Genomic DNA, 25211 nt, shown 5'->3' on the forward strand with positions numbered 1-25211 from the left:
CCGCGCCGGAGCGACGCGCCCGGATCGCTAGGCTGTGTCGGGTGTCCACACGCCTCTCCCAGCTCTTCGTCCGCACCCTCCGGGAAGACCCCGTCGACGCCGAGGTCGCGAGCCACCGCCTCCTCGTGCGCGCCGGCTACATCCGCCGCCAGGCCCCCGGCATCTTCGCCTGGCTGCCGCTCGGCCTCCGCGTGAAGCGGAAGGTCGAGGCGATCGTCCGCGAGGAGATGGAGCGCATCGGCGCCCAGGAGGTGCACTTCCCCGCGCTGCTCCCCGCCGAGCCGTACCAGGTCACGGGCCGCTACGACGAGTACGGCCCCGGGATGTTCCGCCTCGAGGACCGCAAGCGCGCGCCCATGGTGCTGGCGCCCACGCACGAGGAGTTCTTCGCGCTGCTCGTGAAGGACCTCTACTCGAGCTACAAGGACCTGCCCCTGTCGATCTACCAGATCCAGGACAAGTACCGCGACGAGGCCCGCCCCCGCGCCGGCATCCTGCGCGGCCGCGAGTTCACGATGAAGGACGCCTACTCCTTCGACGTCACCGACGAGGCCCTCTCGATCAGCTACCAGGCGCAGCGCGACGCCTACGAGCGCATCTTCCAGCGCCTCGGCCTCGAGTACGTCATCGTCGCCGCCGACGCGGGCGCGATGGGCGGCTCCAAGAGCGAGGAGTTCCTGCACCCCACGCCCATCGGCGAGGACACCTTCGTGCGCTCGCCCGGGGGCTACGCGGCCAACGTCGAGGCGTTCACGACCCTCGTGCCGGAGCCGATCCCCATCGAGGGCCAGCCCGCGGCACGGGTGTTCGACTCACCCGACACCCCCACCATCGCCACCCTGGTCGACCTCGCGAACGCGCAGGAGCCCCGCGAGGACGGCCGCGCCTGGACCGCGGCGGACACGCTGAAGAACATCGTCCTCGCGCTCAGCCACCTCGACGGCACGCGCGAGCTCGTCGTCGTCGGCATCCCCGGCGACCGCGACATCGACCTCAAGCGCGCCGAGGTGGCGTTCTTCCCGGCCGAGGTCGAGCCCGCCACCGCCGCCGACCTCGCGAAGCAGCCTGGGCTCGTCACGGGGTACATCGGCCCGTGGTCGCCGGAGGGCCCGGTCCTCGGATCCACGTCGACGACGCGGGTGCGCTACGTGGTCGACCCCCGCGTGGTCGACGGCACCTCGTGGATCACCGGCGCCAACGTCGCCGGGAAGCACGTGCTCTCGCTCGTCGCCGGCCGCGACTTCACGCCGGACGGGGCCGTCGAGGCCGCGGACGTGCGCGACGGCGACCCCGCGCCCGACGGCTCCGGCCCCATCAGCGCGGGCCGCGGCACCGAGATCGGCCACGTATTCGAGCTCGGCCGCAAGTACGCGGAGGCGCTCGGCCTCAAGGTCCTCGACGAGAACGGCAAGCTCGTCACGGTCACCATGGGCTCGTACGGCATCGGCATCACGCGCAACCTGGCGCTCGTCGCCGAGGCGACGCAGGACGGCCGCGGCCTCCTCTGGCCCGCGTCCATCAGCCCGTTCGACGTCCACGTGGTCATGACCGGCAAGGACGAGGGCGTGCGCACGGCCAGCGAGGAGCTGGTCGACGCGCTCGACGCCGCCGGCCTCGACGTGCTCTTCGACGACCGCCCGAAGGTCTCGCCGGGCGTGAAGTTCGGCGACGCCGAGCTCATCGGCGTGCCGACCATCGTCATCGTCGGCCGCGGCGCCGCCGACGGCATGGCCGAGCTGTGGGACCGCCGGACGAACGACCGCACCCCGATCGCGCTCACCGACGTGGTGGGAGCCCTCGCCGGCGGCCGCTGATCCCCTCCCGCCCCACCCGCAGGCTGCCCGACCCGTCCCGGTCGGGTAACCTGTGGTGTTTCCAACCGAATAGAGGAGTCGCCCGTGGACATCGACCTGAGCGTCTTGCGCATGATGGAGCGCGAGCGCGAGATCCCGTTCGAGGAGCTCGTCTCGATCATCGAGCAGGCCATCCTCACCGCCTACCTCAAGCACACCGACCAGGCCGACGCCAAGCCCGTCGCCGACGGCGTGCCCCCCGCCCGCGTGCACCTGGACCGCAAGTCCGGCCACGTCTCCGTGCACGTCCCCGAGCTCGACGACGACGGCCTCGTCATCGGCGAGTCCGAGGACAGCCCGAGCGACTTCGGCCGCATCGCCGCCTTCGCCGCGAAGCAGGTCATCAACCAGCGCCTGCGCGACATCGGCGACGACCGCATCCTCGGCGAGTTCAAGGGCCGCGAGGGCGACATCGTCGCCGGCGTCGTGCAGCAGGGCCCGAACCCCCGCATGATCCACGTCGACCTCGGCACCATCGAGGCGATCCTCCCGCCCGAGGAGCAGGTGCCCGGCGAGAAGTACACGCACGGCTCGCGCCTGCGCGTCTACGTCACGAGCGTCTCGCGCGGCGCGAAGGGCCCGCAGATCACGGTCTCGCGCACGCACCCGTCGCTCGTCCGGAAGCTCTTCGCGCTCGAGGTGCCGGAGATCGCCCAGGGCCTCGTCGAGATCGTGTCGCTCGCCCGCGAGGCCGGGCACCGCACCAAGATCGCGGTGCGCGCGACCGAGCCCGGCATCAACGCCAAGGGCGCCTGCATCGGCGAGCTGGGCCAGCGCGTCCGCGCGGTCACGGCGGAGCTGAACGACGAGAAGATCGACATCGTCGACTACTCCGAGTCGCTGCCCGTCTTCGTGGGCAACGCGCTGTCGCCCGCGAAGGTCACGAGCTCCTTCGTCATCGACCAGGCGACCAAGGCCGTGCGGGCGCTCGTGCCCGACTACCAGCTGTCGCTCGCCATCGGCAAGGAGGGCCAGAACGCCCGACTCGCCGCGAAGCTCACGGGCGCGAAGATCGACATCCAGCCCGACAGCATCCTCGAGGGCGACGACTGATCGCCGCCCGTCGCGACCCCGCCTCGCCGCCGCCGGACGGAGGGGGTAGTATGGAGCCGGTAAGAACGTGCGTCGGCTGTCGTCGGCGTGCCCCGAGGTCCGCTCTCCAGCGGATCGTGGCCGATCCCCGCACCCGCTCCCTCGTCGTCGACGAGCGTGCTGTGCTGGCCGGCCGGGGTGCGTGGATCCATCCGACCATCGAGTGCATCGACAGAGCGATCGCGCGGCGGGCCTTCGGGCGGGCCCTGCGGAGCGATGCGGCGCTCGACCCCGCAGCTCTTGGGGGACTACGAGAGCGGCTCGCGGCCCAGCCGAGCGCGCGAGCATCCGAGAGAACAGGCTGAACGGCACATGGACAACTAATGAGCGGCTCGAAATGAGATCCGTCCAGCACTAGCGGTCCCCTCCTGCCTGGGAGAGGACCCCCAGACAGGAGAACAGTGGCAAAACCACGCGTACACGAGATCGCCGCCGAGATCGGCGTCGACAGCAAGACCGCACTCGCCAAGCTCAAGGAGATGGGCGAGTTCGTCAAGGGACCGTCGTCGAGCATCGAGCCCCCCGTGGCCCGCAAGCTCAAGGCGGCGCTCGAGGCAGCCGGCCTCACCGGACAGGCCGCGGCACCCGCCGCCACGCCGTCGTCCGCCCCGCGCCCCGGAGCCCGCTCGTCGGCTCCGAAGCCCGGCGGCCGCCCCACCCCCGGCCCGCAGCCGACGGCCCCGGTCGCCGACGCCCCCGAGGCGTCCGACGTCCCCGCGCCCGTCGCCCCGCTGACCGTCGCGGAGCGCCAGGCCCAGGCCGAGGCCGGCCGCAAGGCCGTCGCGGACGAGAAGGCGCAGGCCGCCAAGGCCGCTCCCGCCGCCCCCGAGGCGTCCGCCGCCGCCGCCCCGAGCGCCCCGCGCCCGGACGCCGGCAGCGCGCCCGCCCCCTCCACCGGCATCCCGCGTCCCGGGATCCCGCGTCCGGCGGCCCCGCGCCCCGGCAACAACCCCTTCGCGAGCAACCAGGGCATGGGCACCAAGCCCCGCCCGGGCAACAACCCGTTCGCGAGCAACCAGGGCATGGGCCAGCGCCCCGCCGCGGGAGCCGCAGGCCCCCGTCCGGCCGCTCCCCGTCCCGGATCCCCCCGCCCCGGCGCCCCGCGTCCCGGCGGCGTCGGCCAGGGCGCACGTCCTGTCGGCTTCGGCCAGCGCCCCGCGGGTGCGGGTCGTCCCGGCGGCGCTCCCGGCGGAGCGGGACGCCCCGGCGCCCCGGCAGCCGGCGGCTTCCAGCGTCCGGCCGGCGGCTTCGCCGGTCGTCCCGGTGGCGGCGGTCGCGGTCGCGGCCCCGGTGGCGGCACCGCCGGTGCCTTCGGGCGCGGCGGCGGCAAGAGCAAGTCGCGCAAGTCGAAGCGGACGAAGAGGGCCGAGTTCGAGCTGCGCGAGGCTCCGTCGCTGGGTGGCGTCAGCGTCCCCCGCGGCGACGGCAACACGGTCGTCCGCCTGCGTCGCGGCGCGTCCATCTCGGACTTCGCCGACAAGATCGACGCCAGCCCCGGCAACCTGGTGACCGTGCTGTTCCACCTCGGTGAGATGGCCACGGCGACCGAGTCGCTCGACGAGGCCACGTTCGACGTGCTCGGCGCGGAGCTCGGCTACAAGATCCAGGTCGTCTCCCCCGAGGACGAGGACCGCGAGCTGCTCGAGGGCTTCGACATCGACCTCGACCAGGAGCTCGAGGACGAGGACGACGACGTGCTGGAGATCCGGCCGCCCGTCGTCACCGTCATGGGCCACGTCGACCACGGCAAGACGCGCCTGCTCGACGCCATCCGCAACGCCAACGTCATCGAGGGCGAAGCGGGCGGCATCACGCAGCACATCGGCGCGTACCAGGTCTGGGCGCCGCACGAGGGCTACGAGCGCGCCATCACCTTCATCGACACCCCGGGCCACGAGGCGTTCACCGCCATGCGCGCCCGTGGTGCGCAGGTCACCGACATCGCGATCCTCGTGGTCGCGGCCGACGACGGCATCATGCCGCAGACGGTGGAGGCCCTGAACCACGCCCAGGCGGCGAACGTGCCGATCGTGGTCGCGGTCAACAAGGTCGACAAGGAGGGGGCCAACCCCGCCAAGGTGCGCCAGCAGCTCACCGAGTACGGCCTGGTCGCCGAGGAGTACGGCGGAGACGTCATGTTCGTCGACGTGTCGGCGCTCACCGGCAAGGGCGTGGAGGACCTCCTCGAGGCCGTCCTGCTCACCGCCGACGCCGGGCTCGACCTGCGCAGCAACCCGAACAAGGACGCGCGCGGCGTCGCCATCGAGGCCCGCCTCGACAAGGGCCGCGGCGCGGTCGCGACCGTGCTCATCCAGTCGGGCACGCTCCGCGTGGGCGACGCCATCGTGGCGGGCACGGCCTACGGCCGGGTCCGCGCGATGATGGACGAGAACGGCGATGCGGTCCACGAGGCCTACCCGTCGCGTCCCGTCCAGGTCCAGGGCCTCTCGTCGGTCCCCGGCGCGGGCGACACCTTCCTCGTCACCGAGGAGGACCGCACCGCCCGTCAGATCGCCGAGAAGCGCGAGGCCGTCGAGCGCAACGCCCAGCTCGCCAAGTCGCGCAAGCGCATCAGCCTCGAGGACTTCACGCGAGCGCTGGAGGAGGGCAAGGTCGAGTCGCTCAACCTCATCATCAAGGGCGACGTGTCCGGTGCCGTCGAGGCGCTGGAGGAGTCGCTCATGAAGATCGAGGTGGACGACTCCGTGCAGCTGCGGATCATCCACCGCGGCGTCGGAGCGGTCACCGAGAGCGACGTCAACCTGGCGACGATCGACAACGCGATCATCATCGGGTTCAACGTCCGCCCCGACCCGAAGGCCCGCGCCCGCGCGGCTCGCGAGGGTGTCGACATCCGCTTCTACAGCGTCATCTACTCGGCGCTCGAGGAGATCGAGTCGAGCCTCAAGGGCATGCTCAAGCCCGAGTACGAGGAGGTCCAGTCCGGCGTCGCCGAGATCCGGGAGGTGTTCCGCTCCTCCAAGTTCGGCAACATCGCGGGTGTCATCGTCCGCTCGGGCACCATCACCAGGAACGCCAAGGCGCGGGTCATCCGCGACGGCGTGGTGGTGGGCGACAACCTCGCCATCGAGTCGCTGCGACGGTTCAAGGACGACGTCTCCGAGGTCCGCACGGACTTCGAGGCGGGCATCGGCCTCGGCAAGTTCAACGACATCGAGATCGGCGACGAGATCGAGACGATCGAGATGAAGGAGAAGCCGCGGGCGTAGCCTCGGCTGATCCGGGCCCCGCTCCCCACGAGGGGAGCGGGGCCCTCCCCGTCCCGCCCCGTGCGGGACACGAGCAGGACGCCGGGCGAGCACGCCCGGCCGCACCCGTCACGGAAGGACGTCGACCATGGTCGATCACGCGAGGGCCCGGAAGATGGCCGACCGCATCAAGGAGATCGTCGCGCGCAAGCTCGACCGGGGGATCAAGGACCCGCGGCTCGGCTTCGTGACCGTCACCGACGTGCGCGTCACGGGCGACCTGCAGCACGCCAGCATCTTCTACACGGTCTACGGCACCGACGAGGAGCGCGCCGACACGGCCGCGGCCCTCAAGTCCGCCACCGGCATGCTGCGCAGCGAGGTGGGCAAGAACATCACCGCGCGCCTCACGCCGTCGCTCGAGTTCATCCTCGACGGCGTGCCGGAGAACGCGGCCGCCATCGAGGCGCTCCTCGAGGAGGCGCGACGCCGCGACGCCGACGTGCACACGCAGGCGCAGGCCGGCGTGTACGCGGGCGACGAGGACCCGTACGTGAAGCCGCGCGTGATCGCGGACGACGAGGACGAGCTGGACGACGACGAGGACGCCGAGGACGCCGACCCGGCCGACCCGGCCGCGCCGGGGAGCGCGCCCGCGCACTGATCCGCGTCGGACTGCAGGAGGGGACCCGCGTCGGGTGACGCGGGTCCCCTCCTGCCGTCCCGGACGCGCCTCAGCTCGGCAGCGCGTAGGTCCCGTCCGGCTGCCGCACGGCGAGGCCGTCGGCGAGGAGCCCGTCGAGCGCCCGCTCGCGCTGCACGGGCTCCGGCCAGGCGGTCGCGAGGTCGGCGGCGGACACGGGGGAGTGGCTCGACCGGAGCTCCGCGAGCAGGAGCCCGCGCACCTGCCGGTCGGATCCCTCGTAGCGCTTCTGCACGACCCGCGCCGGGCCGTCGTACGCCGGGTACCCGGCGGCGCGCCACGCGCACAGGTCGCGCACCGGGCACTCCTCGCAGCGCGGGGAGCGGGCGGTGCAGACGACCGCTCCGAGCTCCATCGCGCCCGCGTTGAAGACGCGCGCCTCGGCCACGTCGTCGGGCAGCTGCGCCGCCATCGCCGCGAGGTCGGCGGCGGTGCGCGCGGGGCCGGGATCGCCCTGGCCGGCGACCGCCCGGGCGAGGACCCGGCGCACGTTCACGTCGACGACCGGGTGCCGGTGCCCGAAGGCGAACGCGGCGACGGCGCGGGCGGTGTACGGGCCGACGCCGGGCAGGTCGAGCAGCGCGTCCACGTCCTCGGGCACCTCGCCGCCGTGCCGCTCGACGATCGCGACGGCGCACGCGTGCAGGTTGAGCGCGCGCCGCGGGTAGCCGAGGCGCCCCCAGGCGCGGACGGCCTCGCTCGCGGGCGTCGCGGCCAGCACCGCGGGGACGGGCCAGCGCGCGAGCCACTCCTCGAGCCGCGGGATCACGCGCACCACGGGCGTCTGCTGCAGCATGAACTCGCTGACGAGGATGCCCCACGAGCCGAACCCCTCGCGCCGCCACGGCAGGTCGCGGGCGTTCTCCCGGAACCACGCGTTCACGGGCGGGGCGAGGGCGGTCTCCGGCACCCGGTCAGCGTAGGCGACTTCGCGCCTAGGCTCGTCCCATGCCCCTGTACCGCGCCTCCCGCGCCGAGGTCCTCGCCTCGCTCGCGGACGAGTTCCTGCACAACTACGGCCGAGGTCGCGCGTTCCTCGCGGTCGACGGCGGACCCCTCGCGGACCCGGTCGCGTTCGCGCACGACCTCGCCGACGTGCTGCGCGCGGACGGCCGCGGGGCGTACGTCGCGTCGGCCGCCGACTTCGCATCCGGGGACGGTGCGACGCCTGCGGCTGCGGTCGCGGACGCGCTCCGGGACGGGCTCGCGCGCCCCTTCCGCCGCGCCGGCACCGCGTTCGCGCTCCGACCCGACGGCGATCCCGTCGCCGACGCCCCCGACGACGCCGTGCTCCTCGTGGCCGGCGACGCCCTGCAGAGCCCGGAGCTGCGCGGGCTCTGGAACGCCGTCGTGTACCTGCTGCTGCCGGACGAGCCGCTCGCGACGTCCGGCGGCGACGCGGGCTCGGCCGCCCAGGAGGCGCACGCGCGGTACATCCGGGCGGTGAACCCGCGGCGGGCCGCGACCATGATCGTCGACGTCTCCGACCCCGAGCTGCCGCGCCGCGTCTTCGCCGACAGCTGCTGAGCACCCGACCGGGCGCGCGCGGTCTCCCGGTCTAGCGCGGGATCGACCGCGCGAGCTCCGCGGGGGAGAGGTGACGACCGCTCGTCTCCACGGCGTGCACGAGCTGCACCAGCGCCGCGTTCACGCGCGCGTCCTGGCCGGCGCCGGGCGCGAGGGTCGCGACGGCGCCGTTGAGGTGGTCGACCTCGGTCGGGCGGTCGCGGCGGATGCTCTGCAGCGTCGACCCCGGGTTCGGCACCTGCCCCATCCCGCGGGCGAGCATCACCGGCATCCGCGCGGCGAGGCCGAGGGGCAGCGCGGCGAACAGCCGGAGCCGGCGGTGCGTCAGTCCGCTGAGCGGACCGAAGACGACGCCGCGCGCGAGGCCCGTGCGCACGGTCTCCTGCATGGCGCGCGTGACGATGCGCCGCAGGGCGGGATCGGCGATGACCGCCTGCACGCTGAGGCCCGTGATGGCGGGCACGGCGTTGATCCCGTTGACGACGAGCTTGGTCCACTGCGCGCCGCGGAAGTCGGCGGCGACCGTGACGGGCATGACGGGATCCAGCACCCGGCGCACGAGCTCCACGCCCGCGCCGTCCGGGCCGTCCGCGGAGCCGACGTGCAGGCCGGCGGGCGCGGTCACGGTGACGAGCCCCGGCTCGGTGAGCGATGCGGCGACGAGCGCGAGCCCGCCCACCACCTGGGAGCGCGGCAGGCACTCGGCGCCCATCGTGAGCGCGGAGAGGCCGTTCTGCACGACCAGCACGGGGATCCCGCGGAGCCAGCCCGCGTTCTCCGTCATCGCGTCCCGCGCGTCGGCGATCTTGGTGGCGACGATGGCGAGCTCGGGCGGACGCCCCAGCCGCTCGGCCGCCGCGACGCGCGCGACGTGGTCGCCGTAGCCGCCGGTGAGGCGGAGGCCGCGGTCCTGGACGGCCCGGAGGTGCGGTCCCCGGGCGGTGACGTCGACCTCGTGGCCGGCGCGGTCGAGGAGCGCCGCGATGGTCCCGCCGACCGCGCCCGCTCCCAAGACACCGATCCGCACGCGTCCTCCTCCGACCATCCCGATCCTAGGCGGGCGCATCCGCGGGAGCCGGGGGACCGGCCGGGCACGGCATGATGGTCAGGCCATGGAAACCCCGACCCCCCGCGCCGCGCCCTCCACCGCGAGCGGCCTGCTCCTCATCGACAAGCGCGGCGAGTGGACGAGCCACGACCTCGTCGCCCGCACGCGCCGCCTCGCCGGCACCCGCAAGGTCGGTCACGCGGGCACGCTCGACCCGATGGCGACGGGCCTCATGATCCTCGGGGTCAACAGCTCCACGCGCCTGCTCACCTACCTCGTCGGCCTCGACAAGGAGTACCTCGCGACCATCCGCCTCGGCCGCGCCACGACCACCGACGACCGCGAGGGCGAGGTCGTCTCGCGCGCGGAGCCGGGCCGGATCCGCGACCTGGCCGCCGCCGACGTGGAGCGCGCCATCGCCGACCTCCGCGGGACCATCTCGCAGGTGCCGAGCGCCGTGAGCGCCATCAAGGTCGATGGCAAGCGCGCCTACGCCCGCGTCCGCGCGGGGGAGGACGTGGAGCTCGCCGCGCGGGAGGTCACCGTCTCCGCGTTCGACGTGCTCCGCGTCGACGCGGTCGAGCCCGAGGAGGGCGGGGAGGACGGCGCGCAGCTGGACCTCGACGTCCGCATCACCTGCTCCTCCGGCACGTACGTGCGCGCCCTCGCGCGCGACCTCGGCCGCGCGCTCGGCGTCGGCGGCCACCTCACGGCGCTCCGCCGCACGCGCGTCGGCCCCTTCCTCGTGGACGACGCCGTGGCCATCGACGAGCTCGTGGTCGCCGACCGCCTGATCCCGCCGGCGGACGCGGCCGGGCGCCTCTTCGACGTGCTGCACCTCACCGAGCAGGAGGCCGTGGACCTCGGGCACGGCAAGAGGCTCACGACCCCGGACGACGCGCCCACCGAGGATCCGCTCGCCGCGGTCGCGCCCGACGGCCGCCTCGTGGGGCTCGTCGGCTTCCGCGGCCGCACCGGCACGTCCATCGTCAACTTCCCGTCCGACGAGGCGGGCGCATCGTGATCGGCTGGTTCACGGTCGCGCAGATCGCGGTCGCGGTCGTCGCCGGCGTGCTCTGCCTCGTGCTGGGCGCCGTCGGGCGGAAGCCGAGCGACCTCACGATGGGGCCCACCGCGCTCGTGGAGGTGCTGCTCGTGGGCCAGCTCGTGGTCGCGATCGTGGCGCCCGCCGTGGGCAACGCGCCGTCCGGCAACCTCGTCGAGTACTACGCGTACCTCGTGAGCGGCCTCCTGATCCCGCCGCTCGCCATGTTCTGGGCGCTCGTCGAGCGCACGCGGTGGAGCACCCTGATCCTCGGCGCCTCCTGCCTCGCGATCGCGATCATGGTGTACCGGATGGACGTCATCTGGAACGTCCAGTCGGCGTGAGCGACCCCTCCCTCGGGTAGGGGATAATCGCAGGTGCCATGACTGACTCCCGGAACTCGCGCATGACCGGCCTCGGGCGGGTCCTGGTCTTCTTCTACGGGCTGCTGGCCCTCGCCGCGACGGGTCGCTCGGTCACGCAGATCCTCACCAAGTTCGACGAGGCGCCCGTGGCCTACGCGCTCTCGGCGCTCGCGGCGATCGTCTACATCGTCGCGACGGTCGCGCTCGTCGCGCCCGCCCGCACCCCGGAGGCCGCACGCCGCTGGTACCGGATCGCGTTCGCCACGATCGCGTTCGAGCTCGTCGGCGTCCTCGTCGTGGGCACGCTGAGCCTCGTCGACTCCGAGCTCTTCCCGCACGACAGCGTCTGGTCGGTGTACGGCTACGGCTACGTGTTCATCCCGCTCGTGCTCCCGGTCCTCGGCCTCCTGTGGCTGCGCCGCGGCGGGCGCTCGCGGGTGAGCGCGGTGGACGAGCGCCCCGTGCGCGGGGACCGCTGACCGTGCTCGTCGTCCACGACCCGGCCCGGGTGCCGGAGGGCTTCGGGCCGAGCGCCGTCACGATCGGCAAGTTCGACGGCGTGCACGCGGGGCACCGCGCGGTGATCCGCCGCCTCCTCGCCATCGCCGCCGACGAGGGCCTGTCCTCCGCGGTCGTCACGTTCGACCGCCACCCCGCCGCGCTCCTGGCCCCGGCCGCGCGCCCGCAGAGCCTCGTGAGCAACCGGCAGAAGATCGAGCTGCTCGCCGAGCTCGGTGTGGACGCGACCCTGATGCTCCCCTTCGACGAGCACCTCCAGCGCCTGAGCCCGGAGGAGTTCGTGCAGCAGGTGCTGGTCGACGCCCTGCGCGCCCGCGTCGTCCTGGTGGGCGAGGACTTCCGCTTCGGCGCGCAGGGCGCGGGCGACGCCGCCGCGCTCACCCGCCTCGGCCGGGCGCACGGCTTCCGCACGGTCGTCGTCGGCGACGTCATGCCGGACGGCAGCCGCAAGGTGTCGTCCACGTGGATCCGGGACCTCATGGACCGCGGCGACGTCGAGGCCGCCGCCGAGCTGCTCGGCCGCGCGCCCGCCGTCCGCGGCCTCGTCGTGCACGGCGAGAAGCGCGGCCGCGAGCTCGGCTTCCCCACCGCGAACCTGTCGCCCGAGGCCGAGGGCCTCATCCCGGCCGACGGCGTCTACGCCGGCTGGCTGCGCGACGGCGACCGCACGTACCCGTCCGCGATCTCCGTGGGCACGAACCCGACCTTCGCGGGCGTGCGGCCGCGCGTCGTCGAGGCGTTCGTGCTCGACGAGACGCTCGACCTGTACGACCACGAGGTCGAGGTCGTGTTCGTCGCCCGGATCCGCGGCATGGTGGCGTACGAGGGCCGCGACCCGCTCATCGCCCAGATGACGGACGACGTCGTCCGCACGCGCGTGGTGCTCGGGATCTAGGCGTCGCCGGCGGGCGCCGCCGGTGCGGGCGCCGCGTCGCCCTCGGGGCGGGGCGTGCGGCCGAAGAGGTACATGATCAGCGTCGAGGCGGTCGCCTCGATCACGGGGCCCTGGCCCACGCTCCAGCCGGCATCGGACGCCCGCAGCGTGCGCGCCCGCAGCACGCCGCGGATCGCCGCGGGCGCGATGGCGGCGCGCGCGACCGCCACCGCGCCGGTCGACCGGGCGTCGAGCTCGAGGTCGGCCCTCAGCGCGTGCGCGATGTCGAAGGCGTGCACGACGACCTCGAGCAGCTCCGGCAGGCGCTTCCGGCCCGTCCCGGCGCGCTTCCCGGCGGCGATGGCGCGGATTCGGGCAACCAGCTCCTCGGGGGAGCGGGCGGCCTCGTCGGCGCTCAGGTCGTCCATCACGCGCATGGGGTTGAGGTGCGGCCGGCGGCGCATCGACCCGACCGCGGTGCGCACCATGGCGGCGTTGCTCGCGCCGACCCGCCACACGATGTGGCCGGCGACGTCGCGCACGGTCCAGCCCTCGCACATGCTCGCCGCCTCCCAGCCGTCCGCGTCGAGGGACGCGAGGAGGTCGGCGGTGCGGTCGAGGACGTCGGCGATCTCCTCGCTCCAGACGGCCGTGACCTTCGCCTCCGGCTCGGGCGTGCGCTGGCTGAGGGGCAGGTGCCGGGAGATCTCGCTCATGGCCCGCAGCCTATTCCGGCCGCCGTAGAATCTGGTGGTGACGACGACCCCCGCAGCTCCCCGTGCGGGCGCGCTCCTCGCCCTGGTCGGCATCGTGCTGGTGGCGCTCAACCTCCGCACCGCCGTGGCCGTGTTCTCGCCGATCGTGGGCGAGATCGGCCGCGACGTCCCCCTCGACAGCGTCGCGATCGGCGTGCTCGGCGCCCTGCCTCCCGTCTGCTTCGCGCTCTTCGGCCTGCTCGCGCCCGCGATCTCCCGACGGCTGGGCCTCGAGCTCACCGTGGTGGTGGGCCTCCTCGGGATGGTCGTGGGGCACCTCGTGCGGGCCGGATCCGACCAGGTGGTCGTCTTCGGCATCGGTACGGTCCTCTCGCTCGCCGGCATGGGCCTCGGCAACGTGCTCCTGCCGCCGCTCGTGAAGAAGTACTTCCCCGGGCGGATCGGGCCGCTCACCTCGCTCACGACCGTGATGCTGTCGATCAGCACGGGCGTCCCCTCGCTCGTCGCCGCGCCGCTGGCCGACAGCGCGGGCTGGCGCGTCGCGATCGGGGCGTGGGCCGCGGTCGCCGTCGTGGCGCTCGTGCCGTGGATCGCCCTGCTCGTCCAGCACCGCCGCGACACGCGCCGCGAGCGCGAGGCCGCCGCCGCGCTCGACCAGGTCGAGGAGGCGCCCGCCGCCGTCACGGGACGCGTGTTCCGCTCGCCCGTCGCGTGGGCGCTCGTGGGGATCCAGGCCGCGTCGTCCTTCAACGCCTACGCGATGTTCGCGTGGCTGCCCGCGCTCCTGCAGGACACGGCCGGGCAGACGCCCGTCGAGTCCGGCGTGCTCCTCGCGGTCTTCGGCTTCATGGGCCTGCCGACCGCGATCGTCATGCCGCTGCTCGCGGCGCGCATGCGGAACGTGGGCATCCTCATCCAGCTCGGCGTCCTCTTCTTCGTCGTCGGCTACGTGGGCCTCCTGGTCGCGCCGGCCGCCGCGCCGCTCCTCTGGGTGGCCGCCGCGGGCCTCGGGCCGCTCCTGTTCCCGCTGGTCTTCGTGCTCATCAACCTGCGCACCCGCACGCACGGGGGAGTGGTCGCGCTCAGCGGGTTCGTGCAGGGCATCGGCTACTCGATCGGCGCGATCGGACCGCTGCTGTTCGGCGTGCTGCACGAGGTCTCCGGCGGCTGGACCGCGCCGCTGCTCATGCTCTTCGCGATGGTCGCCGTGGCCAGCGCCTCCGGCTTCTACCTCGCGAAGCCGCGCATGCTCGAGGACACCTGGGAGCGCGCGCCCCGCGAGCCCGCCGGGCGCTAGCCGCGTCCTCGGCCGCCGCCCTCCGGCCCGCGGCCGCCCCGTTCACCTCCCGACCGCCGGGCGTCCACCCGCGGTCCACCCGTCGTCGCCCTCATCCGGCAGGGTGCGGAAGCACCCGCACAGCGACACGGAGGACACGCATGACGAATGACGCACGCACGACGGTGAGCCGCAGGGGCCTGCTCCAGGGAGGCGCCGCGGTCGGCGCCGGGGTGGCCGTCGCCGCCTTCGGATCCGCCCCCGCCGCCCGCGCGGCCGGCGCCCCCGCCAAGGTCGGCGGGTACCTGTGGCTCGAGGGCGACCACCACGTGCACACCCTCTTCAGCAACGACGGCAAGTACCGCGTCCGCGACCACATCCGCCAGGCCGTCGCGAACGGCGTGCAGTGGATCGTGCTGACCGACCACGGCAACACCCCGCACTCGACGAAGGGCAGCGTCGACGCGATCGTCCCCTTCATCGAGGAGGCGCGGAAGGAGTTCGGCGCGCAGATCGTCATCTTCCACGGACTGGAGTGGAACATCCCGGGCGCCGAGCACGCGACCGTGCTCGTGCACCCGCAGGGCGACGCGATCGGCGTCCTGAAGGAGATCGAGGCCCGCTGGGACGCCCGCGTCAAGGGCACCCGCGACGGCACCCCCGCCAACGAGGCCCTCGCCGTCGAGGGGATCCGCTTCCTCGAGCAGGCCGTCGCCTCGCGCCGCGTCAAGGACGCCGCGATGCTCCCCAACCACCCCTCCCGTCAGGGCATCGACTCCCCGCACGAGCTGCGCGCCTGGCAGGACGCCGGCCCCCGCGTCGTCCTCGGCATGGAGGGCGCGCCCGGCCACCAGGCGGGCGGCCTGCCCTCCCCGCACAGCACGGTCGGTTCCCGCGGCCTGTACGGCAACGCCCCCGGCACCTACTCGTTCCCCGGCTACCCGGCCGAGTCGTACCGCACCTGGGGCGGCTTCGACTGGGTCACCGCGACCGTCGGCGGCGTCTGGGACTCCCTGCTCGCCGAGGGCCGGCGCTTCGTCGTCACCGCGACGAGCGACAGCCACAACGTCTACCTCGACACCACCGAGGTCGGCCCCGGCAGCGACTACGACCGCGACGGCCGCATGGTGGACCCCGTCTACCGCGGCGGCGTCGACACCGACGAGAACGACTTCTGGCCGGGTCACTACAGCCGCACGCACGTCGGCGCCGTCCGCCAGGACCACACGTCGGTGCTCGACGGGATCCGCGCCGGCCGCGTCTGGGTCGACCACGGCGGCCTCGTCGACGCGATCGACGCGCGCCTCGTCCTCGAGCGCGGCCGCAGCGTCCCGCTCGGCGGCACCCTCGTCGGCAAGCGCGACCGCAGGGTCACCGTCACGGCCGACATCACGACGGCGGCGCGCCCGAACCGCGCCGGCTTCGTGCCCGAGCTCGCGCGCGTGGACGTGATCGTCGGCCGCATCGACGGGCCCGCCGCTGACCGCGACGCGACGACCGCGCCCGCCACCCGCGTCGTCGCGCAGCTCCCGGTGTCGCGGCTCACGGCGATCCCCGGCGGGTACCGCCTGTCGCTCGAGATCACCCCGCCCGGCGACCGCTTCTACGTGCGCCTCCGCGGCACCGACGGCAAGCGCCAGCAGCCCGGCTTCCTCGGTGCGGCGATCGACCCCGCGGGTCCCGCCATCGACGTGGTCGGCGACGCCGACCCGTGGGAGGACCTCTGGTTCTACACGAGCCCGCTCTACGCCGAGCTCTCCTAGCGGATCCGCGCGCCCGGACGCCGGCGTCTCCTCGGGGGCGGCGCTGGCGTCGGGGTGCGGCTCAGAAGCTCGGGACCATCGCCTTGCGGTGCACGAGCGCGCCCGCGCCGACGATGGGGCCGTCCTCCGAGAGGCCGGAGGGCACGACGCGCGTCTTGGTGACGAAGCCGAACTGCTCGCGGAGCGCGATCGGCTCGCGGATCATGTCGAAGAGGTCGGGGGTCACGCGGCTGAAGCCGCCGCCGATGGCGACGACGTCGAGGTCGACGAGCGAGCTGGCCGACGCGACGGCGCGGCCGATCGCGAGGCCCGCACGCCGCACCGCCTGCACGGCGAGGTCGTCGCCCGCCCGGTAGCCGGCGGCGAGGTCCTCGCCCGTGGATCCGGTCCAGCCGCGGGCGCGCGCCCACGCGACGCTCCGGGGTCCCGACGCGATGGCCTCCACGCAGCCCTGGCCGCCGCAGCTGCACGGGTCGTCGAACCCGGCGACCTCGACGTGGCCGATGTGACCCGCGTTCCCCGTGGGGCCCGCGACCGTGCGGCCCCCGAGCACGAGGCCGCCGCCGATCCCGGTCGACACGATCATGCCCATCACGTCGTCGTAGCCGCGGCCCGCGCCGACCCAGTGCTCGGCGAGCGTGATGGCGAGCCCGTCCATCTGCAGGGTGGTGGGCACGTCGGGCGTGAGCTCGGCGACGCGGTCGCGCAGCGGGTAGTCGCGCCAGGCCGGCACGTTGAGCGGCGAGACGAGGCCGCGGCGCACGTCGACGGGGCCGGCGGCCGCGAGGCCCGTGCCGATGAGCTCGGCGTCGTCGGGGAGCGCGGCGAGGGCCCGGCGGGCGACCCCGAGCACGGCGTCGAGCAGCTCGTCGGCCGAGCGCTCGGGCCCGGTGGGGCCGCGGAAGCGGCTGCCGGCGAGGACGCGGCCCTCGTCGTCCACGAGCGCGGACTCGACCTTGGTGCCCCCGAAGTCGACGGCGAGCGCGAGCGTGCGAGGCATCTTCGTCCTGTCCCGGTCCCGGATCCGCCCGTGCACCGGCGTCCAGGATACGGGCGGCCGAGCACGCCCCCCGGCGGCGCGCGGCCCGGAGCGGCTCCGCCGATCGGCTGGCCCGTCAGCCGATCGGCTGGCGATGACCTGCCACCTGTGGGGAATCCATCCTCCATCCGGCTGCCCGCACCTATGCTCGTGCCGTGCATCCCGACCACCGCCCTGGACATGACGCCCACGACCCCTCCGACCCGCGCACCGGGTACGCGGCGTCCGTGCGCCGGACCCTCGCCCCCGCCCTCGAGTACGCCGACGCCGCCGCGGCACGGCTCGCCTCCCGTGAGCTCGACGAGGGCATGCCCGCCTCCGGGGGCCTCGACGACGGCGGGGAGGACGTCCGCGTCCGCTTCCCCGGCCTGCCGGGCGACGTCCTCTCCGAGGCCCGCCGCTCGACCGTCTTCCTGCCGTACGAGTTCGTGTTCCGCCGGCTCATCGACCTGCCCGCCCTCATCGTGTGGGATGCGGTCTCGGATCCCGACATGGTCTCCGGCTGGCTGGCCGAGGCGTCCATCGACCAGGAGGAGGGCGGCGACTTCTGGTTCGAGTGGATGACGGTCCCCGACCGCAGCCTCGCCTCCGCGTCGGGCGGGATCGTCACGCGCTTCGAGGAGGGCCGTGCGATCGACTACACGTTCCTGCACGAGGGCGAGGTCACCGCGCGCTTCCACCTCCGGCTGCAGGAGGTGCCCGGCGGACCGCGCGACCGGCAGACGGAGCTCGTCGTCACGGTCTCGGGCGTCCTCCCCGCGGGCATCGCGAACGTCCTCAAGGCCAGCTGGCGCCTGCACCTCGACCTGCTGCAGGACCTCGTGCACGGCCGCCCGGTCGACTGGGCGACGTGCGAGGCCGAGCACGGGGCCACCTGGCGCCGCTACCTCGCCGAGCTCGAGTCCGCCGAGGGCTGAGCCGCGGCCGGGGCGAGGCCGGATCCGCGGGCGTCGTCCATCCGGCGTCCCGGCTCCTGGGAGGGCCTTGCCAGGCTGATTGCCTAGCGTGAGGGAATGACATCGCCCCGCGCCGCCTCCCGTCTCGCCCTCGTGACCGGGGCGACGGGCTACATCGGCGGTCGGCTCGTGCCCCGCCTCCTCGCGGCCGGCTTCCGGGTGCGCGTCCTCGTGCGCGATCCCCGCCGCCTCACCGACGTCCCCTGGCGGGAGGACGTGGAGGTCGTGCAGGGCGACCTCGGGGACCCGTCCACGCTCGCCCCCGCCGTCGCGGACGTCGACGTCCTCTACTACCTCGTCCACGGCATGGGCGCCAAGGGCGACTTCGCCTCCTCCGAGCGCGCCTCCGCCGAGCACGTCGCCGAGGCCGCGCACGCCGCGGGCGTCGGGCGCATCGTGTACCTCGGCGGGCTGCACCCCGACACGGACGAGCTCTCGAAGCACCTCGCCAGCCGCAAGGCCGTGGGCGACGTGCTGCTCGCGAGCGGGGTGCCGACCATCGCGCTGCAGGCCGGCGTCGTCATCGGATCCGGCTCCACGTCGTTCGAGATGATCCGGCACCTCACCGAGGTGCTCCCGTTCATGCCCGCACCCGGGTGGGTCCGCAACTTCATCCAGCCCATCGCGATCCGCGACGTCCTCTACTACCTCGTCGCCGCGGCCGACCTGCCCGCCGACCTCAACCGCACCTTCGACATCGGCGGGCCCGACGTGCTGCGCTACGGCCAGATGATGAACGGCTACGCGGTCGAGGCGGGCCTGCCGCAGCGGCCCATCGCGTCCATCCCGATCTTCGCGCCCCGGCTCGCGGCCCACTGGGTCAACGTCGTCACGCCCATCCCGCGCACGCTCGCCGTGCCGATCATCGAGTCGCTCCAGTACGACTGCGTCATGGGGGAGCACGACATCTCCACCTACATCCCCGACCCCGAGGGCGGCCTCACGGGCTACCGCCGCTCCGTGCGCCTCGCGCTCGGCAAGATGCGCGACGGCGTCGTCGAGACGAGCTGGAAGGACTCGGTCGTCGTCGGCGCGCCCAGCGACCCGCTGCCGAGCGACCCCGACTGGGCCGGCCACACCGTCTACCTCGACCTCAAGGAGCGCTCCACCGAGGCGGCGCCCGAGGACCTCTGGGCCGTCATCGAGTCGATCGGCGGCGACAACGGCTGGTACTCGCTGCCCGTCGCCTGGGCCGCCCGCGGCTGGATGGACAAGCTCGTCGGCGGCGTCGGCCTCCGTCGCGGACGACGCAGCGCGACCACGCTGCAGACCGGAGATGCGCTCGACTTCTGGCGCGTCGAGCACATCGTGCGCGGATCCGCCCTGCGCCTGCGCGCCGAGATGAAGCTGCCGGGCGAGGCGTGGCTCGAGCTGAGCGCGACGCCCCGCGCGGACGGCGGCAGCGACTACCGGCAGCGCGCGATCTTCTTCCCGTCCGGCCTCGCCGGGCGGCTCTACTGGTTCGCGATCCTCCCGTTCCACGGCGTGATCTTCACGTCGATGGCCACCCGCATCACCGGCAAGGCGCTCGCCGCCACCCGCCGCCGCGAGTCCGGCCGTCCGCTCGAGGGGGCCGCACGGTGACCCGGCGGACGAGGGCCCCGCGCATCGGCCTCATCGTCCTGACCCTCCTGGGCATCGCCCTCGCCTCGGCCGGCCTCGCGACCGCCGTGACGATGAGCGTGTCCGGGCCGGTGCAGGCGCGTGCGGGCCTCGGGATCATCGCGGGCGAGGAGCCCTCGACGACGCGGACGCCGAGAGGGGCGGCCACGCCGGATCCCGCGGCCTCCGAGGCGTGGACGCCCGTGCCGGTCGACGCCGCCGGGAGCCGGAGCATCACCGACCTCACGGACGGCGCCGTCACGCGCGTCACGGTCGACGTGCTCGGGATGGCGCTCAGCCCGGGCCAGGCGGGCGCGCTCGTCGCCGCGATCCTGTCCCTGCCGCTCCTCGTCGCGGTCGCCGTGCTGGTCGCCGCCCCGGGTCCGCGACGCTGGTGGCGTCGCGCGCTCGGCCGCCCGCGCGGATGACCTCCCCCGTCGGGCCGATGACATCCCCGGACGCGGGGACCATGATGGGCACGACGAGAGGCGGATCCATGGCATCGCGCACGCGCACGACCGTCCTCCTCGGGGACAGCCTCGCAGGGGACGGCGGCTGGGGCGGCATCGTCCCCGGCCGGGACGACGGCGAGGGCGGCGCGTCGGTCGTCGACCTGGGCCGGCCCGGCCAGATCACCGACGACGTGCTCGCGTTGCTGCCCGAGGTGGTGGCCCAGGATCCCGCGACGGTCGTCGTCTCCTGCGGCACGCACGACCTCGGCGCCAAGCGACGCGGACCCGAGCAGACCGTCCGCGCGCTGGAGACGATCCTGGCCCACCTCCGCCGCGACCTGCCCGCGGCGCGGATCCTCGTGCTCTCGGTGCCGCCGCGCGGGCGCGAGCACGCCGAGCGGATCCGGGTGGTCAACGTGCACATCCGCCAGTACGCGCCCGCGGTCCGCGCGCAGCACGTGGACCTCTGGCCCGCCCTCGGCTTCGGCGACGGCGAGCTCGACCCCACCCTCACCGACGACCGGCTGCACCTCAACGCCGACGGGGTCGCCGCGGTGCGTGCCGTGCTCGGGCCGGTGCTCGCGGAGCCCGCCCCCGCTGCGGCGGACCAGCACACGGATCCGGCCGGCCCCTAGCGGGCGTCGACGCCCGGGCCGGCGGACCGCAGCTCCGCCACGCCCGCCAGGACCACGGCGAGCTTGCGCCGCCACCAGTCCCGGGGCGTCGCGGCGGATCCGGTCGACACCTCGCCCGCGAAGCGCGCGGTGACGCGGTCCACGGTGCCGAGGGCGTTCCGCTGGGCCTCCTCCTCCCGGGCGTGCACGGCGTCCGGCGCGCCGGACGAGTGCGCCGGGGTGCCCCGGCGCGAGGCGTGCGGGGAGGACGCCGCGTCGGCGTCGGCCACGCGGTCGGCGGCGATGCCGTCCGCGGCCAGGGCGAGCAGCCCGCGGCCCATCGAGGCGGGCATCGTCGCGTCCACGATGGGCGAGGACGAGGCGGGCCGGTCGTCCCCGCCGCCCGCCACGGCGAGCACGCGCTCCCAGCCGACGTAGGACTCGACCGCGATGTCGAGCACCGTGTCGAGGACCAGCACGGCCTCCGCCTCCGGGAAGCCCATGCGGGTGAGGTCGCGGATCGCGCCCGTGAACCGCAGGACGACCTGGTCCGGCGCGGTCTCGAGGTGGTGGATCGCGCTCGCGAGCCCCGGGTGGCGGTCGTACATGTCCCACACGCGCTCGACGGCCTGCTCGAGGTAAGCGCGCCACGACCCGTCGTCGGGGGCGGCGAGCACGTCGGCGGGGGAGTCGGGCACGAGCGGCCAGTCCATGGCCGCGAGGGCGGTGTCGCAGGCGAGGAGGACGATGTCGTCCCGGCTCGCGACGTGCCGGTACAGGGTCGAGTGGTCGACGCCGAGGCGCTGCGCGAGGGAGGTGAGCGTGAGGGTGCTGAGCCCGACCTCGAGGGCCGCCTCGGCGATCAGCCTCCGTGACACCCGCGCGGGCCTCCCGACCCGACCGGCTCCCCGCTCCATGGCGACGATCCTACCGTGACGACGCAAGAGATTCGGGTGCGAACGGCTCGGGCGTCGGGCGGGCGCGGCGGCCCTCGCCCGGCGGCCGCGGCTAGCGTGGGACCATGCCCGACAACCGCACCCCCTTCTCCGAGCTCGACGACTTCATCGCCATCCCGCGCCTCGGCGGCCTCATGCTCTCGCCCGACGGGCGCCGCGCGGTGCTCACCGTCACGACCCTCGACCCCGCGCGGACCGGCTACCGGCACGCCCTCTGGGTCGTGCCCGCCGCGGGCGGCGGCGTGCCGCAGCGCCTCACCCGTTCCGCGAAGAGCGAGGCGGGCGCCGCGTTCACCGCCACCGGCGACCTCCTCTTCGTCTCCTCCCGCCCCGACGCGGACGACGCCGACGAGAAGGACGCCGCGCAGCTGTGGATCCTGCCGGCCGCCGGCGGCGAGGCGCGCGCCATCACCCGGCTCGCGGGCGGCGTGGCCGGGATCGCCGCCGTCGCGCGCGACGCGTCCACCGTGGTCCTGCACGCGCCGCTGCTGCCCGGATCCGCCTCGCTCGAGGCCGACGCGGTCGCGCGGAGGACGCGGGCGGACCTCAAGGTGAACGCGATCCTGCACGAGAGCTACCCGGTCCGCTACTGGGACCACGACCTCGGGCCCGACGAGCCGCACCTGCTCGCCCTCGACCTCGCCGACGCTCTCGTCGAGGAGCCCGCGCGTCCCACGACCGCGGACGCCGCGACCGCGCTCGCCGCCGAGGCCGCGACCGAGGACGGCGGATCCGCGGCCGCCGCGGCCGCCGCCACCGCGCAGCCGTACCCGGCCTCCCTGCCGCGTCCGCGCGACCTGACCCCGCGGCCCGGCCGCACGCTCGACCACGCCGCGGCCGCCGTCACCCCGGACGGCCGCACGCTCGTCGTCGCCGTCGGCGTGAAGGAGCGCCGCGGCGACCGCCAGGCCCTCGTGTCGATCGACGTCGCGACGGGCGAGCGCACGACGCTCCTCGACCTGCCGGGCGTCGACGTCGAGTCGCCCGTCGTCAGCCCCGACGGCGCGCTCCTCGCCTACGTGCGGACCGACCGCGCGACGCCCGCCGGCCCGACGCAGCAGGAGATCTGGGTGTCCGCCCTCGACGGGTCTGACGCCCGCCGCGTCGCCGCCGACTGGGACCGCTGGCCGTCCTCGCTGCAGTTCGACGTGGACTCGCAGGCGCTCGTCGTCACGGCCGACCAGGACGGCCGCGGACCCGTGTTCCGCCTCGGCCTCGACGGATCCGTCACGCAGCTCACGACCGACGACCACTCCTACACGGACGTGCGCGTCGACCGCGAGACGGGCGACGTCCTCGCCCTCCGCTCCTCCTGGCTCGCGCCCGCGCACCCCGTCCGCGTGTCGGCGGCCGACGGATCCGTGACCGAGCTGGCCACGCCCGCCCCCGTCCCCGCCGCGGTCGGCACCATGACCGAGGTGGAGACGACCGCGGCCGACGGCGCGCGCGTGCGCGGCTGGCTCGTGCTGCCCGAGGGCGCGTCGGCCGAGGCGCCCGCGCCGCTGCTGCTGTGGATCCACGGCGGCCCGCTCAACAGCTGGAACGCGTGGAGCTGGCGCTGGACCCCGCAGGTGATGGCGGCGCGCGGCTACGCGGTGCTGCTCCCGGATCCCGCGCTCAGCACCGGCTACGGCCTCGACTTCATCGCGCGCGGCTGGGACGCGTGGGGCGACGCGCCCTTCACGGACCTCATGTCGATCACCGACGCGGTCGAGGCGCGCGACGACATCGACGCGACGCGGACCGCCGCGATGGGCGGATCGTTCGGCGGCTACATGGCGAACTGGGTCGCGGGCCACACCGACCGGTTCCGCGCCATCGTCAGCCACGCGAGCCTGTGGGCCCTCGACCAGTTCGGGCCGACCACCGACTCCTCGCAGTACTGGCAGAGCATCTTCTCGGCCGAGGGGCTCGACCGGAACTCGCCGCACCACTCCGTCCGCGACATCGCGACGCCCATGCTGGTGATCCACGGCGACCGCGACTACCGCGTGCCCGTGGGCGAGAGCCTGCGCCTCTGGTCGGAGCTCGCCGAGCACCACGCGGCGGACGACGGCACCACCCCGCACCGGTTCCTGGTCTTCCCGGACGAGAACCACTGGATCCTGAAGCCGCAGCAGTCGGTGGTCTGGTACCGGACGGTGCTCGCGTTCCTCGACCAGCACGTGCACGGGAAGGACTGGGTGAGGCCCGAGGTGCTCGGCTAGGGGCGGCTCCGGGCGGACGCGGCGGTCACCGGGAGCGCGACCCGCCGAGGCGGAACGGGTTGGTGAGGGTCGCGGCCAGGAGGAACCACGCGGTCGCGCCCGTGTGGAGGCTCGCGTAGTAGATGTCGCCGAAGCCCGTGTCGAGGCCGTCGCTGGACGCGGAGACCACGCCCCGCCCGTCGCCGTTCGGCTGCTCGGCCTGCGCGACCTCGATGCTGCGGAACAGCTCGATCGCGCGCGCCCGGTCGCCGGGTGCGCGGCGGATGCGGAAGCAGAGGGCCAGGTGCCCGGATCCCTCGAACCACACCTTGCTCGTGTCGGTGTCGCTGTACGACGGCCCCGTGTACGGGCCGTCGACCGCGGACAGGTTCTCCACCACCCAGTCGAGCGAGCGGGAGTAGCGCCGGTCGAGGGTCGCGAGGTAGGCCCAGGTGTGCACGTCCTCGGGGACGACGGTGCGGTTGATCGTGACGCCGTCCGGGTCGGTGCCCGTCCAGAGGTGGCCGTCGGCGGGATCCTGCATGGCCTCGACGAAGGAGCGGGCGACGGCCGCGTCCGCGGCCCAGGACGCGTCGCGCGTGAGGGTCGCGAGCTGCGAGAAGAAGCCCGTGACGTCGATGTTGTGCTCGGTGGACTTGAACGTGATCGGCTGGTCGTCCGCGCTGCGGCCGCCGGTGAAGCCGTACGGCGCGCGCGTCGTGTCCGTCGCGTTGGCGCGGATCCACCGCCCGAGCCGCACGGCGCCGTCGAGGAACCGGCGCTGGCCGGTCACGACGAAGAGCCGCGCGAGCGCCATGCCGACCCAGCTCTGGTTGCCCGTGTACGCGGCGGGGGAGCCGATGTCGAGGTTCCCCGACGGCGCGCCCGTGGCCGGGAAGGTGTCCGGCTGGTACGACGCGCGGGTGCGGCCGTCGCCGATCGGGTCGTGGGCCTGGACGAAGAGCAGGGCGTCGCCGAGGACGGTGGCGCGGCGGACGTCGGCGCGGGATCCGCGGCCGAGGTAGGCGAGGATCACGAGCGCGTCGTCGTAGGCGAAGGACGACACGAAGTCGAAGGTCGGGGTGCTGAAGAAGCCGCCCTGGTAGCTGCGCGGGAGGCGCAGCTGGTCGCCGGTCGCGTACTCGTCGACGCGGGCGTCGAGGAACTCGTAGGCGGAGGCGGCCGAGCGCATGAGCGACCGGGACGCCGCGGGCGAGCCGAGGTCGGGGGCACCGAGGAGCGGGCCGGAGGCGGACGCGGCCTGCGGGGCGGCGAGGGCGGCGGCGCCGAGGGCCGCGGCGGCCGCGCCTCCGCCGATCAGGGCGCGGCGGCTGAGCTGCGGCGCGGCGTGCGGGACGGGGCTCGCGGGGCGGGGGTCGGTCATGTCGGCTCTCCATCTTCGTCGATCGGGGACGT

Annotated in this window: 23 protein-coding genes; 17 read left to right on the forward strand and 6 right to left on the reverse strand. The window is 74.5% G+C overall.

Annotated features, from left to right (window positions below; all coding sequences use genetic code 11):
• The first annotated feature begins 41 nt into the window (after positions 1-41).
• From QFZ62_RS14665 to rbfA, 5 genes are all read left to right on the forward strand, one after another.
• Positions 42-1814 carry a proline--tRNA ligase gene (locus QFZ62_RS14665; RefSeq protein ID WP_307507186.1) on the forward strand — a complete coding sequence of 591 codons (1773 nt, stop codon included), beginning with the start codon at positions 42-44 and terminating at the stop codon, positions 1812-1814.
• Positions 1815-1898: 84 nt separating this feature from the next.
• Positions 1899-2906 carry a transcription termination factor NusA gene (gene nusA / locus QFZ62_RS14670; protein ID WP_307507189.1) on the forward strand — a complete coding sequence of 336 codons (1008 nt, stop codon included), beginning with the start codon at positions 1899-1901 and terminating at the stop codon, positions 2904-2906.
• A gap of 50 nt (positions 2907-2956) precedes the next feature.
• The gene (locus QFZ62_RS14675; protein WP_307507192.1) at positions 2957-3250 is read left to right on the forward strand and encodes a YlxR family protein; all 294 of its coding nucleotides are present in this window, start codon (positions 2957-2959) and stop codon (positions 3248-3250) included.
• Between the two features lie 96 nt (positions 3251-3346).
• Positions 3347-6175, forward strand: a complete 2829-nt coding sequence (infB, locus tag QFZ62_RS14680) for a translation initiation factor IF-2 (RefSeq protein ID WP_307507194.1) — start codon at positions 3347-3349, stop codon at positions 6173-6175.
• Positions 6176-6302: 127 nt separating this feature from the next.
• The gene (gene rbfA, locus QFZ62_RS14685; RefSeq protein ID WP_307507196.1) at positions 6303-6818 is read left to right on the forward strand and encodes a 30S ribosome-binding factor RbfA; all 516 of its coding nucleotides are present in this window, start codon (positions 6303-6305) and stop codon (positions 6816-6818) included.
• A 70-nt stretch (positions 6819-6888) separates the two neighbouring features.
• Here rbfA and QFZ62_RS14690 read toward each other — a convergent pair whose 3' ends face one another.
• Positions 6889-7767: an A/G-specific adenine glycosylase gene (locus tag QFZ62_RS14690; protein ID WP_307507199.1), complete on the reverse strand. Its 879-nt coding sequence runs from the start codon at positions 7765-7767 to the stop codon at positions 6889-6891.
• Positions 7768-7805: 38 nt separating this feature from the next.
• Here QFZ62_RS14690 and QFZ62_RS14695 point away from each other — a divergent pair, with 38 nt between their 5' ends.
• Positions 7806-8384: a hypothetical protein gene (locus QFZ62_RS14695; RefSeq protein ID WP_307507202.1), complete on the forward strand. Its 579-nt coding sequence runs from the start codon at positions 7806-7808 to the stop codon at positions 8382-8384.
• 31 nt (positions 8385-8415) lie between these two features.
• Here the strand turns inward: QFZ62_RS14695 and QFZ62_RS14700 are convergent, their stop codons facing one another.
• On the reverse strand, positions 8416-9411 hold the full coding sequence (locus QFZ62_RS14700; RefSeq protein WP_307507204.1) for a ketopantoate reductase family protein: 996 nt from the start codon (positions 9409-9411) through the stop codon (positions 8416-8418).
• Positions 9412-9496: 85 nt separating this feature from the next.
• Between QFZ62_RS14700 and truB the strand changes: the two genes are divergently transcribed.
• The 4 genes from truB to QFZ62_RS14720 are packed head-to-tail and all read left to right on the forward strand — an operon-like array spanning position 9497 to position 12256.
• Positions 9497-10456 carry a tRNA pseudouridine(55) synthase TruB gene (gene truB, locus QFZ62_RS14705; protein ID WP_307507207.1) on the forward strand — a complete coding sequence of 320 codons (960 nt, stop codon included), beginning with the start codon at positions 9497-9499 and terminating at the stop codon, positions 10454-10456.
• The gene (locus tag QFZ62_RS14710) at positions 10453-10821 is read left to right on the forward strand and encodes a hypothetical protein (protein WP_307507209.1); all 369 of its coding nucleotides are present in this window, start codon (positions 10453-10455) and stop codon (positions 10819-10821) included. Before truB ends, QFZ62_RS14710 begins: the two co-directional genes overlap by 4 nt.
• A 38-nt stretch (positions 10822-10859) precedes the next feature.
• Entirely contained in the window at positions 10860-11321 is a 462-nt protein-coding gene (locus tag QFZ62_RS14715) for a hypothetical protein (RefSeq protein ID WP_307507211.1), read from the forward strand.
• 2 nt (positions 11322-11323) lie between these two features.
• Positions 11324-12256: a bifunctional riboflavin kinase/FAD synthetase gene (locus tag QFZ62_RS14720; protein WP_307507213.1), complete on the forward strand. Its 933-nt coding sequence runs from the start codon at positions 11324-11326 to the stop codon at positions 12254-12256.
• Here QFZ62_RS14720 and QFZ62_RS14725 read toward each other — a convergent pair.
• Positions 12253-12951 (reverse strand): maleylpyruvate isomerase family mycothiol-dependent enzyme, encoded by a 699-nt coding sequence (locus tag QFZ62_RS14725; RefSeq protein ID WP_307507216.1) that lies wholly within the window; start codon positions 12949-12951, stop codon positions 12253-12255. The genes QFZ62_RS14720 and QFZ62_RS14725 overlap by 4 nt on opposite strands.
• A gap of 37 nt (positions 12952-12988) precedes the next feature.
• Here QFZ62_RS14725 and QFZ62_RS14730 point away from each other — a divergent pair, with 37 nt between their 5' ends.
• On the forward strand, positions 12989-14248 hold the full coding sequence (locus tag QFZ62_RS14730) for a CynX/NimT family MFS transporter (RefSeq protein WP_307507219.1): 1260 nt from the start codon (positions 12989-12991) through the stop codon (positions 14246-14248).
• 140 nt (positions 14249-14388) lie between these two features.
• Complete coding sequence (locus tag QFZ62_RS14735) at positions 14389-15990, forward strand: PHP domain-containing protein (RefSeq protein WP_307507223.1); 1602 nt, start codon at positions 14389-14391, stop codon at positions 15988-15990.
• A 61-nt stretch (positions 15991-16051) separates the two neighbouring features.
• On the opposite strand, the gene QFZ62_RS14740 is transcribed toward QFZ62_RS14735, so the two are convergent.
• Positions 16052-16990 carry an ROK family protein gene (locus QFZ62_RS14740; protein WP_307507225.1) on the reverse strand — a complete coding sequence of 313 codons (939 nt, stop codon included), beginning with the start codon at positions 16988-16990 and terminating at the stop codon, positions 16052-16054.
• Between the two features lie 194 nt (positions 16991-17184).
• Here QFZ62_RS14740 and QFZ62_RS14745 point away from each other — a divergent pair, with 194 nt between their 5' ends.
• From QFZ62_RS14745 to QFZ62_RS14760, 4 genes are all read left to right on the forward strand, one after another.
• Positions 17185-17946 (forward strand): SRPBCC domain-containing protein, encoded by a 762-nt coding sequence (locus tag QFZ62_RS14745; RefSeq protein ID WP_307507228.1) that lies wholly within the window; start codon positions 17185-17187, stop codon positions 17944-17946.
• A gap of 96 nt (positions 17947-18042) precedes the next feature.
• Positions 18043-19569 carry an SDR family oxidoreductase gene (locus QFZ62_RS14750; RefSeq protein WP_307507231.1) on the forward strand — a complete coding sequence of 509 codons (1527 nt, stop codon included), beginning with the start codon at positions 18043-18045 and terminating at the stop codon, positions 19567-19569.
• Positions 19566-20015 (forward strand): hypothetical protein, encoded by a 450-nt coding sequence (locus tag QFZ62_RS14755; protein WP_307507233.1) that lies wholly within the window; start codon positions 19566-19568, stop codon positions 20013-20015. The genes QFZ62_RS14750 and QFZ62_RS14755 overlap by 4 nt, the downstream gene beginning before the upstream one ends.
• Positions 20016-20083: 68 nt before the next feature.
• Positions 20084-20674 (forward strand): GDSL-type esterase/lipase family protein, encoded by a 591-nt coding sequence (locus tag QFZ62_RS14760; RefSeq protein WP_307507235.1) that lies wholly within the window; start codon positions 20084-20086, stop codon positions 20672-20674.
• On the opposite strand, the gene QFZ62_RS14765 is transcribed toward QFZ62_RS14760, so the two are convergent.
• Complete coding sequence (locus QFZ62_RS14765) at positions 20671-21531, reverse strand: TetR/AcrR family transcriptional regulator (RefSeq protein WP_307507238.1); 861 nt, start codon at positions 21529-21531, stop codon at positions 20671-20673. The genes QFZ62_RS14760 and QFZ62_RS14765 overlap by 4 nt on opposite strands.
• 143 nt (positions 21532-21674) lie before the next feature.
• Between QFZ62_RS14765 and QFZ62_RS14770 the strand changes: the two genes are divergently transcribed.
• Positions 21675-23816, forward strand: a complete 2142-nt coding sequence (locus QFZ62_RS14770; RefSeq protein ID WP_307507241.1) for an alpha/beta fold hydrolase — start codon at positions 21675-21677, stop codon at positions 23814-23816.
• A 25-nt stretch (positions 23817-23841) separates the two neighbouring features.
• Here QFZ62_RS14770 and QFZ62_RS14775 read toward each other — a convergent pair whose 3' ends face one another.
• On the reverse strand, positions 23842-25179 hold the full coding sequence (locus tag QFZ62_RS14775) for a hypothetical protein (RefSeq protein ID WP_307507245.1): 1338 nt from the start codon (positions 25177-25179) through the stop codon (positions 23842-23844).
• Between the last annotated feature and the right edge of the window lie 32 nt (positions 25180-25211).

This window comes from Clavibacter sp. B3I6, from assembly GCF_030816895.1.
Lineage (GTDB): Bacteria > Actinomycetota > Actinomycetes > Actinomycetales > Microbacteriaceae > Clavibacter.